Genomic DNA, 14072 nt, shown 5'->3' with positions numbered 1-14072 from the left:
CTAGAGCACTCCCTTCGTGGAAGGTACTCCTTGTACGCGTGGATCGATGCTGGTCGCTTCATCAATGGCGCGTCCTAGAGCCTTGAACACGGCTTCGATCATGTGATGCGTATTCGAACCATAATGAACGATGACGTGAAGAGTGATGCGCGCCTCCAGCGCCAGCTTCCACAGGAATTCATGGACGAGCTCCGTCGAGAAGCTGCCTACCTGCGAAGAAGGATACTCTGCACGGTATTCGAAGTGAGGACGATTGCTGACGTCGATGACGACCTGCGCCAGTGCCTCATCCATCGGTACGAACACGCTAGCATAGCGCTTAATGCCGCGCTTGTCGCCGAGCGCTTCACGCAGCGTCTGGCCGAGACAGATGCCGATATCCTCAACAGTGTGATGATCATCAATATCAATATCACCGCGCGCTTCGACCTCCAGGTCGAATTGACCATGCTTCGTGAACAGGTCCAGCATATGGTTCAGGAAGGGAACATCCGTATCGATCTTCGTCGTCCCCGTCCCATCAACACTGAACTTCAGCTTAATATCCGTCTCATTCGTCTTGCGAGCCACTTCCGCTGTGCGGCTTGGTTGATTGTCCACCATCATCTGCTCCTACCTTCTTCCTCATCGAATTAAGCCTTGCCTCTATTAGAGCTGCTGACCGCGTTCCCGCTCCAGCCTGATCGCAATTGCTCTCGCATGCCCTTCCAGTCCTTCATGACGTGCGAGCGTAATAATCTTGTCGCCATCCCTCATCAGCGCTTCCTTGCTATAGTAGATGAGACTCGACTTCTTCAGGAAGTCATCCACATTAACTGGCGAGGAGAATCTAGCCGTTCCGTTCGTCGGAATAATATGATTCGGTCCCGCCCAGTAGTCGCCGACAGGTTCAGAGCTATAGGCCCCTATGAAAATCGCCCCAGCATTCTCAATTGCCCCGATCAGCCCCATCGGATCCGCAGTCATGATCTCCAGGTGCTCCGGAGCTAAGCGATTGACCGCATCGATTCCTTCTTCGAGGGAATCGACCAATAAGATAGCTCCATAACTGTCGATGGAGCTGCGTGCTATGGCAGCGCGCGGCAGCTCCGCGAGCTGACGCTCCACTTCCGCGGCTACCGCCTCAGCCAGCTGCGCTGACGGGGTGATGAGGATGGCCGATGCCATCTCATCATGCTCCGCCTGCGACAGCAGGTCGGCTGCTACATAAGCGGGCTCAGCCGAATCATCGGCGAGCACGACGATCTCGCTCGGCCCGGCGATGCTGTCGATGTCGACGGCTCCGAACACGGCGCGCTTCGCCAGCGCCACGTAGATGTTGCCCGGGCCGCAGATCTTATCGACCGGCGCGATTGACGCCGTGCCGTAAGCAAGCGCGGCCACGGCCTGTGCGCCGCCGACCCGGTACATCTCCCTCACGCCCGCCTCGGCGGCGGCAACGAGAATGTACGGGTCGATGCCCGCAGTGCCGCCGGTTGCAGGCGGCGTCACCATGACGATCTCCGGCACCCCGGCGACCTGTGCCGGAATGACGTTCATCAGCACGGACGAGGGATACGCGGCTTTGCCGCCGGGCACATACACGCCCACCCGCTTCAGCGGGCGCAGAATCTGCCCGAGCAGCGTCCCGTCCGGCTGCAGGTCCATCCACGAGCTGCGCTTCTGCTTCTCGTGGAACACCCGAATGTTCACAGCCGCCTCGCGGATGGCTGTGAGGAACGCGGCGTCCACATGCTCGTACGCCGCCTCAATCTCCTCCTGCGTCACGCGCAGCGACGCAGGCGTGAGGGCCACACGGTCGAACTGCTCCGTGTACCGGAGCAGCGCCGCGTCCCCCTCTGTCCGGACGGCCTCGACGATCGTCCGAACGGTCTCATTCTGCTCGGGGGAGCCGTACTCCACCTCGCGCTTCAGCCCGAATTGCTCAGCTCGCATCACTCTCATCGCTTCCATCCCCTTTCACCCACTAACCTATCTCTTCGGGCATTTATTGCCTTATAATGTCCACGCCCATCTCACTGGGCATTTATTGCTTTATATTTTGCACAATTAATCTGTTCATGCTCATCCACACTGCCTTACACCTTAGCCGTAATCGCACCTTGCAGCCGGTCGCACAGGCTCTGAATCGCTTCATTCTTCATCCGGTAGCTGACACGGTTCGCAATCAGTCTGCTCGTAATACCGAAGATCGTCTCCATCTCCACCAGCCCGTTCTCCCGGAGCGTCTGGCCCGTCTCCACCATATCGACGATGCGGTCAGCGAGACCAATCAGCGGCGCCAGCTCAATGGAGCCGTTCAGCTTAATAACCTCTACCTGCTGCCCGCGCTCACGGAAGTACTGCGACGCTACACTCGGATACTTCGTCGCGACTCTCGGATGAATAGCCGGCTTCCAATCCGGCAGCCCGATGACCGACATCCGGCACTTCGCAATGCCAAGGTCCAGCAGCTCATACACATCCTTGTTCTCTTCCATCAGCACGTCCTTGCCCACGATGCCAATGTCCGCTACGCCATACTCCACATACGTCGGCACATCGACCGGCTTCGCCATGATGAACTCCATGCCTGCCTCAGGCAGCTCTATAATCAGCTTGCGCGTATCATCGAAGTCACTTGGAATCGGAAGGCCCGCCTCGCGAAAAAGCTTAGAAGCCTGCTTGTAGATCCGCCCCTTCGGCATCGCTACCTTCAAAATATCGTTAGAGCCGCTCATTCGCCTGCGCCCCCTTCCTGATCTTGGTCGTACCGTATATGTGACGTATACTCCAGTCCCTTGTGCGAGAACGGAACGTTCCCCGTTCCTGCAGTATCATGAGCAAGCCGCGAATCCTCGTCTGCCATCAGCTCCGTCACCACCGCAGCACCCTGCTTGCGCAGCTCCTGCGCCTTCGCCAGCGCGGCTCCCCGCTCCGCCGCGCGGTAGCTGATCAGCACACGCTGGAGCTGAGCACTCGTCTCGCCCTGTGTTACTTCCAGTATGCGCGTCGTCTTCAGCGCGAAGCCGGTAGCCGCTGCCGGCCGGCCGAACTGGCCGAGCAGATTATCATAGCGTCCCCCGCTTACGACCGGGAAGCCCATATCTGCTGCATATCCCTCGAAGGTCATCCCTGTATAATAGGAGAAGTCGCCAATCATCGTCAGATCAATGAGCACATGCTCGCATACGCCATAAGCGCCAAGCACGTCCCAGATCTCGCATAGATGGCGAATCGAAGCCTGAGACGTCTCATCATCGCTAAGCTGCAGCGCCTGATCACAGATCTCCTGCCCGCCTCTTAGCCGCAGGATCCCTTCCAGCTCACGCTGTACCGGCTCATCCAGCTCAAGATCGCGCAGCTTCTGCCGGTACCCGACATAATCACGGCCCAGCAGACAGCTCTTCAGCTGCTCCTGCGCTTCCTCACGTCCAGCCAGCCGCTGCTCGAACAGGCCATTCAGGAAGCCTACATGGCCAATCGCTATCTTGAACCGGTCAACGCCTGCCGCCTGCAGGGAAGCAATCGCCAGCGCGACCACTTCAGCATCCGCCTCAGCAGATGAATCACCTACGAGCTCCACTCCTGTCTGGTAGAACTCCGCTTCACGCCCGGCCTCTTCCTCAATCGCACGGAATACGTTCGAGTGGTAGGACAGACGGATCGGGAATGAGACTTCCTTCAGCAGTGAACCGACCACCCTCGCGATTGGAGCCGTCATGTCGGAGCGCAGCACCAGCGTCGTGCCGCGATTGTTGAGCAGCTTGAATAGCTTCTGGTCAGACGTCGAGCTTGCTACGCCAACCGTATCATAATACTCCATCGTTGGAGTGATAATCTGTTCATAGCCCCAGCCCTGCATGCAGGCAAGCACATTGCGCTCAATCCGCCGCAGCCTGGTTACCGCTTCCGGCAAGTAATCCTTGACGCCTATTGGTTTCTCGAATACCTTCGGTTTGGACATTATCTATTCACCTTCAGATGCTTTAGTATATTACAGTGCTACCAAGTTACCATACTATCAGTATAAAGTAATTAGTCGTTATCGTAGCACGACTTCTACCCCTCGTCAAGATCCAGAGGCGCGCGGATACGGAGCGGCAGTCCAATCGATCGCCATCGCTATTTGCATCACCATGTCCTCGTTCTACCTAATCATCCCTCGCATGTCCATCCTCCCTGCCAACAGCGCCCGTACTCCCGCTCTCTACGACAAAAAGCCACCCTAGGCGGCTTCTCTCCTGCTTGCTATTCTACAACCATGACTCTCCGCTTCATAGTTGGCTTATCAGCCTCATCGTCGCATCTCCGCTTCATGATTCCTTATGGTCGCTTCTCAGCTTCGTCGTCGCTTCTCAGCTTCACCGTCGGCTCTCCGCTTCACGACTACTCGGCGTCCGCCTCTCCCCGCCGCTTCAGCTCCCGCATCGGGTTCCCCCCGACGAAGGCGCCTGCCGGCACATCCTTGTGAACCACCGACCCGGCCGCTATAACCGCGTTATCGCCAATCGTCACCCCAGGCAGGATCGTCGTGTTCGCCCCAATCATGACCGAGGAGCCGATCCGCACATATCCGAGCCGATATTCATCAATGAGATACTCATGCGTCAGGATCGTCGTGTTGTAACCAATTATGGAGTTGTCACCGACCTCAATCCGCTCCGGGAAGAATACATCAACCATGACCATTAGGGCGAAGGCGGTATGCTCTCCTACCTTCATGCCTAGAATGCGGCGGTAGATGAAGTTTTTCCAAGGGAGGATCGGGCAGTATCTAGCTAACTGAATGAAGATGAAGTTCCGAACCGCCTTGAACCGGCTTACCGTCCGATACACCTGCCATAGCGCGTTCGGGCCTTCCATCTTGTAGCGCTCAACGCTCCGCAAACGACTCCCTCTCCAATCCAGCGAATGCATATAAGTCCCGCATATCGTGAATGATGTGTCGCGCCCCCGCTTCCCTCAGCACGTCCTCACCCTTCAGCGACCAGGCCACGCCCACAGATACCGCTCCAGCCGCTTCGGCTGATAGAATATCCACGGTGCTGTCTCCTACCATGAGAGTCGTCGCCGGGTCAGCTCCCAGCAGCTCAATCGCCTGCTGAACTGGCTCCGGATGCGGCTTCGGATTCGTCACATCATCAATCGTCACGATACAATCCACGAACTTGTCCAGTCCTACGAACTTCAGGCCTCTCTCCGTCGTTAGACGCATCTTCGTCGTGACCACGCCGATCTGAATCCCGCTCTCATGGAGATGCCGCAGCACTTCGTTCACATACGGGAAGGCCTCCACGAGATCATCATGCAGACGGAGATTCACTTCGCGGTAAGCCGCAACGAGATGAGAGACTTCCTCTAGGCCGGAGAATAACTGCATCTGCGCAGTAAGCGGCTGACCCATGCTCGGGATGATGTGATCTCTTGAGAACCCCTCGGGTACAACCCCCTGAAGCGAATCGATGAAGGAGCGAATAATCAGCTCATTCGTATCCATGATAGTGCCGTCGAGATCGAACAGCATCGTTCTTATTGTAGTCATAGTATCGTCTTCCTCCTGCTCTTGCTCCAGCCTCCAGCCGAATGCTGTATCTCTATACGTTATGGATTATCTGTATTCACAGTCGAGTCCGTCTTCGAGCCCTTGTCCTTGTCCTTGCCCTGGTTCCGCTCCGGCTTCGTAGATACGACAGGATCGGAGTACCGCTCCAGCCTCATCCCCGAAGTACGCCGCAGCACGATCATGAAGATAGCCGCGAGTACAGTGAGGATCGCCACCAGCTGCGAGATTCGAACATCGCCATACTGCGGATCCAGATACCCCGCTTCGAATGCAACCTTCATCGGCGACCATAGCGTATTCACCATCGTCGTCAGCCACACTGGTCCGTCGAAGGCCAAGCTGTCCGTACGCAGCCCTTCAATGAAGAATCTTCCGATGGAATACCAGATGAGATAACCGAAGAACAGCTCACCCGCACGTGTGAATCTCAGGCGGCGCAGGACGAACAGCAGCAGAATGCCCACCAAGTTCCACAGTGATTCATACAGGAATGTAGGGTGATGGAAGGCAGCTCCGGAATCTTGAACCACATACATCTGCTCTACGATCCAATTGGGCAGGTTCAGGGAATCCCTCAGGAAGCTCTCCTCTACAGGTCCGCCATACGCTTCCTGGTTCATGAAGTTGCCCCAGCGCCCAATCATCTGTCCAGCGAGTAGCGAAGGCGCGCAGATGTCAGCGATTCTCCAGAAGCTGTAGCCCTTGTGCTTGAAGTAGAAGTAGCCGCAGATGAACGCTCCGATCAGCGCACCATAGATGGCGATGCCGCCCTCCCAGATCGCGAATACCTTGAGCGGATTGTCCTTGTACTCACTCCACTTGAAGGCGACATAGTAGATCCTTGCCCCGATAATAGCGGAGGGGACCCCAAGCAGCAGCAAGTCCATGAAAAAATCAGGATGAATCCCGAACCGCTTCCCCTCCTGTACCGCAAGCAGCAGGCCAACGAGCGCGGCCGTCCCGAGTATAATCCCGTACCAATGCACTTCTAATGATCCCAGTGAGAAGGCCACCGGATTAAGCAGTAACGTCTGCATGTTCTCTTACGCCCCCATTAATAGTTGAATCAATCGTAATCGTCCATATCGTCAGCGATCGTCTCGGTCAGCTTGTTCGTGAATTGAAGCGCGGCATTGTAGCCCATCCGCTTCAGGCGGAAGTTCATCGCCGCAACTTCAATAATAACCGCCAAGTTACGACCGGGACGTACGGGCACGGTTACGAGCGGAATGTCTGTATCGATAATTCTGGTCGTCTCTTCATCCAGTCCAAGACGATCGTACTGCTTATCCTGCTGCCAGTTTTCCAGCTTAATGACAACGCCAATCCGCTTCATCGTTCGAACCGCGCCCGCACCGAATAAGGTCATGACATTAATAATTCCGAGGCCGCGAATCTCAAGTAGATGGCGAATCAGCTCCGGCGCGCTGCCATGCAGCTGCCCGTCGGACGTCTGGCGAATCTCAACCGCGTCATCTGCGACTAAGCGATGTCCGCGCTTGACCAGCTCCAGTGCCGTCTCACTCTTACCGATACCGCTGCCGCCAGTAATCAGCATCCCTACTCCGTACACGTCTACGAGTACGCCGTGAATCGTTGCCGTAGGAGCTAGCTTGCGCTCCAGGAAGTCTGTGATGCGGCTGGACAGAATCGTTGTCGCCCCATTGCTTCTCAGTACCGGCACGTGGGAGAGGTTCGATTGCTCCACCAGCTCCTGCGGAGGCTCAAGCCCGCGAGTAATAATAATACAAGGCGTCTCCTCATGGCAGAGCCTGTCCAGACGATCCTTACGCTCCTCGCTGTCCAGCGTGTTCAGGAACGAGATCTCTGTACGTCCCAGCATCTGCACACGCTCAGTCGGATGGTAATGGAAGTAGCCCGCCATCTCAAGGCCCGGCCGATACAGATCATCCACCGTAATGGCTCGCTTCAGGCCGTCTTCCCCTGCTATAATCTCAAGCTGGAATTGCTGGACCAGCTCCGACACCTTCACTTTCTTGGCCATTGCCCAAGCCTCCTCTAACCTTACGGCTGTCGTCTATTTATGTAAGATCCCTTCACTTCCCAATGTCTTCATCCTAGCTGAAAAAAGCGCCAAACGCAACGTTTCCTCGCTGCGCCCGGCGCCTTACCCAGCCTATTTGATTCGGATATCCACCTGCTCAAGCACATACCCCGGGTACTCGACCACGGGGAAGGTAAGCGGCTGCTTGTAGTTCGCATTAGGGATGCGGTAGTAGTACCTAGCCAGCCTCATTCCATTCTCCTGCATATGCTCACTTCTCGTTCCCTCAATCCCATGGAATGAGTAAGCCTTCCCACTTGCATCAGTGAAGATCTTAGATTCATCGAATAGACTATAACCCGTTACCGCATCAATATCGTCAAGACCCTTCAATTCCACTACCAGCTCCAGCTCTTGTTCATCCAATGGTCTCACACTCTCAAGTGTCATTCCTTCCCATGGCGAACTTATCGTGTCATTAGTCTTCGTATTAACGACGAAGGACTTCCCCCTATCTGACAGCTTCAGCCCTTTGGCTACCAGTCGTAGCTCCTTCGGCTTCTCGAAGTAGCTGCTGTGGAATTGAGCCACCGTTCCCTCCTCAAGAATCCCCATTCCGAAGTTCCAGTTCCATGTATGGCCCTTCTCGTCCTTGAGAGCTAATCCGATGAATCCATTCGTGCGACGTGAATTACGCTCATTCGCATCCATCTCAATCTCTACTTGAAGTGGAGTAATGGACACCTTGCCGATATGGATAGTCTGGTCGCCTATCGAGACATCCCGGTTGATATGAATTACTTCCTTCTTCCCCTTGAATCTCTTATGGTCAATAGGGAAGCTCACCTGAAGCCGCTGATTCTTGAGCATACCGCTTAACTGGATACCCTGAGGCATCTCTCCTCCTACTCCGAGAATGACTTCAATCTTGTCGTAGAACTTCTGATCTTGCCAGTCCTTCTCATCTTCAGGCATGTAGAAGGAGGTAATTCCTGCCTCAAGCTCCCGGCCATTCTCATCCTTCAGCTCATAATCCTTGAACCCTGTCGTCTTCTTCACCCCTGGACCGCTGCCAGAGTATAGGATAACGAGCCGCCGCTCATCGGCAATAATTCCGTCAACCGTCAGTGTATAGCCATTCTTAGTATCCGATACATGAACAGGTTGATAATATTCATTATTAATGGCATCAACTAAGGTTTGGTCGCTCTGTATCAATTCAACGAAGCCGCTGAATCCAGGAATATCTCGCATGAGTGCTGCGAAGGCTGGCGATACGCGGACGAAGCCAGTCAGCAGCAGCAATAGGCTGAGCATCGATGCGGCAACACCAAGACCAACACGACGGCGCGTCACTGCCGTTCTTCTTCGGCCACTGTGCTGTATGCCTCTCTGCATAGCCGCTTCCAGCAATGCCTCATCAACCCGAGCCACTCCTTGTTCCACCTGGAGACGATCCTGCTCAATCTCCCTCTCCAGCAGTTCTAGGCTCTCGTCCCATTGCTTGCTCATGGCTCACTCCCCCTTCCCTCAGCCAATGGCTTATCCTTAACTGCTTCAGCGCCTTATTCAGCCAGGTGCGAATCGTACCATCTGGCTTCTCCAGCAATTGTGCGATATCCGTAATCGTCATATCCCGGTAATACTTAAGCACAATAACCATTCGGTACTTCGGCGGGAGCTCCTCCACTGCGGCAGCCATATCCAGACGCTCTCCAGCCGCTGCCTCTCCTTCAGCCGCAACTCGGTCCGCCGTCCGCTCAGAAGGCAGCTCGCGCCTCTTCTTTTTCCTAGTATCCATACAGACTCGTATGAGGATACGAATCATCCATGTACGCCGATATTGGAGCTCCCTAACCGTATGACGCTTCATCCATACTCGGCAGACTGTCTCTTGAATGGCCTCGAGGGCATCGGCTTGATTCCGTAGATACGCGTAAGCTATGCCATACATCCGCTTACGCTCCATCTCTATGATGTTCAGCCACTCTCCGTCCTCATTCTGATCAGTCCTATCGCTCTGTTTCTCTATCCTCATATCTGCCCTCCCAGCCTTCACATGAATTAGACGCGTGAACACCCCATACGGTTTTGTGTTAGAATCAAAAAAGGCTGCCCCCTCTCGGGGACAGCCTCTATCCATGGAACGAAGCTTACGCTTCGAAGATGTTCAGTTCGGATTGCTTGTCGAACAGGTGAGCCTTGTTCATGTCAAGCGCAAGCTTCACGCTTGTGCCATCACGCATACCGGAGCGGCCGTCTACACGTGCGATAACGGTCTCAGTGCCAATACCGTTCAGGTACAGGTACATCTCGTGACCTAGGTTCTCAGCAACTTCGATGTGTGCGTTAACGATCGTGTTAGGGGATGCCTCGATGAATACTGGCTCCTCATGAAGATCCTCAGGACGAATACCTAGGATAACTTCCTTGCCAACATAACCCTTGTCGCGAAGCACTTGTGCCTTGCCTTCTGGAAGAGCAACATCTACGCCAGTAGTCTTGAAGCGAAGAGCGCCGCCTTGCTCAGACAATGAACCGGAGATGAAGTTCATGGAAGGAGCACCGATGAAGCCAGCTACGAAGATGTTCACTGGGTGGTTGTACAGCTGCTCAGGTGATGCCATCTGTTGAATGAAGCCATCCTTCATAACAACGATACGATCGCCCATAGTCATCGCTTCGATCTGGTCATGCGTTACATAGATTGTAGTTGTCTCAAGACGCTTAGTCAGCTTGGAGATCTCCGCACGCATCTGACCACGAAGCTTAGCATCTAGATTGGAGAGCGGCTCATCCATGAGGAATACTTGCGGCTCACGAACGATCGCACGGCCTAGGGCAACACGCTGACGTTGACCACCGGACAATGCCTTAGGCTTACGGTCAAGCAGATGTTCAATATCTAGAATTTTAGCAGCTTCACGAACACGCTTGTCGATGTCTGCTTTTTTGAATTTACGAAGTTTAAGGCCGAATGCCATGTTCTGATATACGTTCATATGTGGATACAAAGCGTAAGATTGGAATACCATCGCGATATCGCGGTCTTTAGGAGCTACATCGTTCACAAGGCGGTCGCCGATGAACAGCTTGCCCTCAGAGATTTCTTCAAGACCTGCAATCATACGAAGAGTTGTAGATTTACCGCAACCGGATGGTCCTACCAATACTAGGAACTCTTTGTCTTTTACATCAATATTTACGTCAGTAACCGATGCTTTGTCGGAACCTGGATATTTTTTGTACACATTTTCTAAACGTACGCCAGCCATGTGTCATTTCCCCCTATAAAAGAAGATTCAGTTTATAGATCTATCTTATCTCTTCCGCCCATATCTGACTATGCACATACTTTACAAAAAAACTAATTCCTTTTCGTGACTTTGTACAAAAGCAAAATGATTTTCACAAGAACCGCATCGCGGAATTGCCGAACATCAAGCCCCGCCTCTTGCTTGAGCTTGTCCAGCCTGTATAATAAAGTGTTCCTATGGATGAATAACTTCTTCGCCGTCTCGCTCACATTGCAGTCTAATGAGAAGAAGGTCTCCAGTGTACTCAGAATCTCCGGCTCCACGAACAGGTCTGTACGCTTAAGCGCTCCTTCGACATATCTCGTGCGCTGTGCCTCGGGAATGCTGTTGAGCAGCCGCTCCAGGTGCAGCAGCCATGGGAGGTGAATATTCCTGCCCACATGGAACTTGCGGCCAAGATAGACCGTCTCTCTTAGCTGAATCGTTGTCTCCAGCAGAGACTGTGCAGGCGATACGGGATGGGCAACGGATAGATGGCACTCCCCGATCCATTCACTGGCCAGCATCTCATGCAAGCCGAAGCAGATGGAAGACAGGCTCTCCTCCAGAGACTCCTCTTCTTCATCGTGCAGGAAGTCGCTGTCCGCATCTCTGAGGATAGAGGTTGGTGCCCAGATCAACCATTCTTGTGACTTCAACGGAATGAGCAGAATGTCGTCTCCCAGGAACGAGCGCAGCAGCTTCTCAAGCTCTGGGAAGGTCGTCTTCGCTGTACTCGAATATTCGGTGAACAGCAGGAATGGAATCATCTCCCCGAACAGCCGCCCCCCACTCGTTAGATGATCTGGCAGCATATAGCTGGGCTCGCTCGATTCCAGCTGCTCAGCAACCCAATCGCTCAGATTTCTTGCCAATCGCTCGGCTTCCGACAGTCCATCGTCACGCTGGCCTGCCTTCGGAGTATGAGACTGCACGGTCCAGATGAGCAGTGCCCTCTCCGTGTCTGTCAGTCTTCTGCCTTCGAGGTGAAGGAGCTGCACGCTCGTCGCATCCTGCTGCTGAATGACAAGATATGAATGTCCTTCGTGCTCTACATAATGGCCACTTCTCGGTTGTAGCAGGCTTGCTTCCTCATGATCTTCCGCTGCTTCAGCTGCTTCCGCTATCGCTCTCCACTCCGGAAGCGACATGGTCGCCAATTGAACTGGACAGTTCAGTATGTGCTGCAGCGGAGTGACCCAGTCTGTCTTGCTCATTCTCTGCCTATCCCCTATCTATAGCCCATGAACAGCTTTTGCCATCATTGTAACATACAACGACATCGTTGTTCAGCCCATCACCAGCAGCAGGATGATGGACAGCAAGGAGAATAGTGCAGCAATAAGGTACATGAAGGACACGGTCTGAACTTGGCTGAGTCCCCATCTCATCAAGGCATGGTGCGTATGAAGCTTGTCAGCGCGATGCAGACCCTTGCCGCTGATTAACCTTCTGAGCATGACAATAGCCGTATCCAGAATCGGAAGCCCAAGCGCTAGCATAGGAACCAGGACAGTGATGAAGGTCGCCTTCTTGAAGGCTCCATCTACTGCAATGACAGCGAGAGTGAATCCAAGGAAGGTAGAGCCGGCATCGCCCATGAAGATTCGAGCAGGATAGAAGTTATAAGTGAGGAATCCGATACAAGCAGCCGCCAGTATAAAAGCAAGCAACGCCGTATCCGGCTGGCCCTTCACAATCGCCGTTACGAATAACGTCAGCGAGGAGAGGGTGCACACGCCAGATGCCAGGCCATCGACACCATCAATGAAGTTGATCATGTTAATGAGCGCGAATATCCACAGGATGGTTCCCGCCCAGGATATCCACTCTGGAAGCGCAATGAAGGATCCGGAGCTGGGGCTTGCCACACCTGCAATTGAGATTCCGAAGAACAGCGGCAGCATGGATACGCCAAGATAGATGATTACGCGAGGCCAGACGGGGAACTCCTTCTCCTTAGCTTTGTAAGCATCATCAATCAGCCCCGTAATGACTAGGAGCAGCCCGCCGGATGTGATTGTAAGGCTGAGCGGTGTTATCCCTTGGAACAGGAGCAAGGTAATTATACATGCTAGGTAGATCGCTGCTCCTCCCATTAAGGGAATGGGCTTATGGTGAATTTTCCGAGCAGATGGACGGTCAACGAATCCATGCCTAAGTGCATATTTGCGGAAGAGCGGCACACCTGCGAATACAAGTGCAAGACTAATCAATCCTGCTGCCAAATAAACCATCTGTATGTGTCCCCTCTTGTCTACGGTTGTTTGTTCACATTGTCCCCATAAGGCCTCAGTTGCAAACAAAAAAACCGTAGACAATTGTCTACGGTTGAGTGGTAAGTATAATGGTGAGCCATGTAGGACTCGAACCTACGACACCCTGATTAAAAGTCAGGTGCTCTACCAACTGAGCTAATGGCTCTTGCTGTGATAACTGGTGGAGGATGATGGATTCGAACCACCGAACTCGTAGAGAACAGATTTACAGTCTGCCGCGTTTAGCCACTTCGCTAATCCTCCATAGATTCATTCATGCTGCCATATGCTGCAGGAATAAAAAAATGGTGGCTCGGGACGGAATCGAACCGCCGACACGAGGATTTTCAGTCCTCTGCTCTACCATCTGAGCTACCGAGCCTTCTTGCTTATTTAATTAGTGGCGGAGCTGACGGGATTCGAACCCGCGGTCTCCTGCGTGACAGGCAGGCATGTTGGGCCACTACACCACAGCTCCACAGATGCTTCTTCGGATAATAAGTCCGTAAGAAAAATGATTTGGTTGCGAAGACAGGATTTGAACCTGTGACCTTCGGGTTATGAGCCCGACGAGCTACCGGACTGCTCCACCTCGCGGCATTCATGGTGGACGCTGACGGGATCGAACCGCCGACCCTCTGCTTGTAAGGCAGATGCTCTCCCAGCTGAGCTAAGCGTCCTTGGGTATTATGGTAATGGTAGCGGCGAAGGGAATCGAACCCCCGACCTCACGGGTATGAACCGTACGCTCTAGCCAGCTGAGCTACACCGCCACGCTTGTCCCCTACGATCTTACCTTGCAATGCCAGGGGATGACATGCAATTCAGGTGTTCGACATGAGTACATGTCAATCACAACACTTATGACTATAATGGCTCTTGGCCATCTAGGTCAATGGGAATTGTACCCTGAAAACTGGATGCGAAAGCGATGAGTGCTGAAGTCATCTTAAAGTCTTACATAGTAG

General features: G+C 53.7%; 13 protein-coding genes and 7 tRNA genes. All 20 read right to left on the bottom strand.

What is annotated here, in order from left to right; all coding sequences use genetic code 11:
* The 20 genes from hisB to ACFO9Q_RS02620 all read right to left on the bottom strand — a co-directional run bounded on the left by hisB (nt 1) and on the right by ACFO9Q_RS02620 (nt 13877).
* Complete coding sequence (gene hisB, locus ACFO9Q_RS02715; RefSeq protein WP_379178427.1) at nt 1-606, bottom strand: imidazoleglycerol-phosphate dehydratase HisB; 606 nt, start codon at nt 604-606, stop codon at nt 1-3.
* 42 nt (nt 607-648) lie between these two features.
* Entirely contained in the window at nt 649-1944 is a 1296-nt protein-coding gene (gene hisD, locus ACFO9Q_RS02710; RefSeq protein WP_379178425.1) for a histidinol dehydrogenase, read from the bottom strand.
* 134 nt (nt 1945-2078) lie between these two features.
* The gene (gene hisG / locus ACFO9Q_RS02705; RefSeq protein ID WP_379178423.1) at nt 2079-2720 is read right to left on the bottom strand and encodes an ATP phosphoribosyltransferase; all 642 of its coding nucleotides are present in this window, start codon (nt 2718-2720) and stop codon (nt 2079-2081) included.
* A complete protein-coding gene (locus tag ACFO9Q_RS02700) occupies nt 2717-3946 on the bottom strand; it encodes an ATP phosphoribosyltransferase regulatory subunit (RefSeq protein WP_379178421.1) in 1230 nt (409 codons plus the stop codon). The genes hisG and ACFO9Q_RS02700 overlap by 4 nt, the downstream gene beginning before the upstream one ends.
* 422 nt (nt 3947-4368) lie before the next feature.
* Nucleotides 4369-4869 carry an acyltransferase gene (locus ACFO9Q_RS02695; protein ID WP_379178419.1) on the bottom strand — a complete coding sequence of 167 codons (501 nt, stop codon included), beginning with the start codon at nt 4867-4869 and terminating at the stop codon, nt 4369-4371.
* Nucleotides 4856-5524: a pyrophosphatase PpaX gene (gene ppaX, locus ACFO9Q_RS02690; RefSeq protein ID WP_379178417.1), complete on the bottom strand. Its 669-nt coding sequence runs from the start codon at nt 5522-5524 to the stop codon at nt 4856-4858. Before ppaX ends, ACFO9Q_RS02695 begins: the two co-directional genes overlap by 14 nt.
* Before the next feature lie 59 nt (nt 5525-5583).
* Nucleotides 5584-6582 carry a prolipoprotein diacylglyceryl transferase gene (gene lgt, locus ACFO9Q_RS02685; protein ID WP_379178415.1) on the bottom strand — a complete coding sequence of 333 codons (999 nt, stop codon included), beginning with the start codon at nt 6580-6582 and terminating at the stop codon, nt 5584-5586.
* A gap of 29 nt (nt 6583-6611) precedes the next feature.
* Nucleotides 6612-7550: an HPr(Ser) kinase/phosphatase gene (hprK, locus tag ACFO9Q_RS02680; protein ID WP_379178413.1), complete on the bottom strand. Its 939-nt coding sequence runs from the start codon at nt 7548-7550 to the stop codon at nt 6612-6614.
* A gap of 132 nt (nt 7551-7682) precedes the next feature.
* On the bottom strand, nt 7683-9062 hold the full coding sequence (locus tag ACFO9Q_RS02675; protein WP_379178411.1) for a DUF4179 domain-containing protein: 1380 nt from the start codon (nt 9060-9062) through the stop codon (nt 7683-7685).
* Nucleotides 9013-9588, bottom strand: coding sequence for a sigma-70 family RNA polymerase sigma factor (locus tag ACFO9Q_RS02670; protein ID WP_379178409.1), 576 nt, complete (start codon nt 9586-9588; stop codon nt 9013-9015). The genes ACFO9Q_RS02675 and ACFO9Q_RS02670 overlap by 50 nt, the downstream gene beginning before the upstream one ends.
* A 115-nt stretch (nt 9589-9703) precedes the next feature.
* Nucleotides 9704-10825, bottom strand: coding sequence for an ABC transporter ATP-binding protein (locus ACFO9Q_RS02665; protein ID WP_379178407.1), 1122 nt, complete (start codon nt 10823-10825; stop codon nt 9704-9706).
* A 92-nt stretch (nt 10826-10917) separates the two neighbouring features.
* Nucleotides 10918-12063 carry a PucR family transcriptional regulator gene (locus ACFO9Q_RS02660; protein ID WP_379178405.1) on the bottom strand — a complete coding sequence of 382 codons (1146 nt, stop codon included), beginning with the start codon at nt 12061-12063 and terminating at the stop codon, nt 10918-10920.
* Between the two features lie 72 nt (nt 12064-12135).
* Nucleotides 12136-13083, bottom strand: a complete 948-nt coding sequence (locus tag ACFO9Q_RS02655) for an MraY family glycosyltransferase (protein ID WP_379178403.1) — start codon at nt 13081-13083, stop codon at nt 12136-12138.
* A gap of 111 nt (nt 13084-13194) precedes the next feature.
* Nucleotides 13195-13270: transfer RNA gene (locus ACFO9Q_RS02650), tRNA-Lys, on the bottom strand.
* A gap of 13 nt (nt 13271-13283) precedes the next feature.
* Nucleotides 13284-13368, bottom strand: a tRNA-Tyr gene (locus tag ACFO9Q_RS02645).
* Between the two features lie 42 nt (nt 13369-13410).
* Nucleotides 13411-13486 (bottom strand) — tRNA-Phe (locus ACFO9Q_RS02640).
* Between the two features lie 19 nt (nt 13487-13505).
* A tRNA-Asp gene (locus ACFO9Q_RS02635) sits at nt 13506-13582 on the bottom strand.
* A gap of 42 nt (nt 13583-13624) precedes the next feature.
* A tRNA-Met gene (locus tag ACFO9Q_RS02630) sits at nt 13625-13701 on the bottom strand.
* Nucleotides 13702-13708: 7 nt separating this feature from the next.
* Nucleotides 13709-13784 (bottom strand) — tRNA-Val (locus ACFO9Q_RS02625).
* A gap of 16 nt (nt 13785-13800) precedes the next feature.
* Nucleotides 13801-13877: transfer RNA gene (locus ACFO9Q_RS02620), tRNA-Met, on the bottom strand.
* Nucleotides 13878-14072 lie beyond the last annotated feature (195 nt).

Origin of the sequence: Paenibacillus sp. GCM10023252 (genome assembly GCF_042653305.1) — a bacterium.
Taxonomy (GTDB): domain Bacteria; phylum Bacillota; class Bacilli; order Paenibacillales; family Paenibacillaceae; genus Pristimantibacillus.
Note: the sequence above shows the minus strand (reverse complement) of the source record. Positions and strands in the feature narration are given on the sequence as shown.

Bases quoted from the DNA above. Each gene is read 5' to 3' on its own strand.
- hisB (WP_379178427.1), bottom strand. From the start codon at position 606: ATGATGGTGGACAATCAACCAAGCCGCACAGCGGAAGTGGCTCGCAAG.
- hisD (WP_379178425.1), bottom strand. From the start codon at position 1,944: ATGAGAGTGATGCGAGCTGAGCAATTCGGGCTGAAGCGCGAGGTGGAG.
- hisG (WP_379178423.1), bottom strand. From the start codon at position 2,720: ATGAGCGGCTCTAACGATATTTTGAAGGTAGCGATGCCGAAGGGGCGG.
- ACFO9Q_RS02700 (WP_379178421.1), bottom strand. From the start codon at position 3,946: ATGTCCAAACCGAAGGTATTCGAGAAACCAATAGGCGTCAAGGATTAC.
- ppaX (WP_379178417.1), bottom strand. From the start codon at position 5,524: ATGACTACAATAAGAACGATGCTGTTCGATCTCGACGGCACTATCATG.
- lgt (WP_379178415.1), bottom strand. From the start codon at position 6,582: ATGCAGACGTTACTGCTTAATCCGGTGGCCTTCTCACTGGGATCATTA.
- hprK (WP_379178413.1), bottom strand. From the start codon at position 7,550: ATGGCCAAGAAAGTGAAGGTGTCGGAGCTGGTCCAGCAATTCCAGCTT.
- ACFO9Q_RS02675 (WP_379178411.1), bottom strand. From the start codon at position 9,062: ATGAGCAAGCAATGGGACGAGAGCCTAGAACTGCTGGAGAGGGAGATT.
- ACFO9Q_RS02670 (WP_379178409.1), bottom strand. From the start codon at position 9,588: ATGAGGATAGAGAAACAGAGCGATAGGACTGATCAGAATGAGGACGGA.
- ACFO9Q_RS02665 (WP_379178407.1), bottom strand. From the start codon at position 10,825: ATGGCTGGCGTACGTTTAGAAAATGTGTACAAAAAATATCCAGGTTCC.
- ACFO9Q_RS02660 (WP_379178405.1), bottom strand. From the start codon at position 12,063: ATGAGCAAGACAGACTGGGTCACTCCGCTGCAGCACATACTGAACTGT.
- ACFO9Q_RS02655 (WP_379178403.1), bottom strand. From the start codon at position 13,083: ATGGTTTATTTGGCAGCAGGATTGATTAGTCTTGCACTTGTATTCGCA.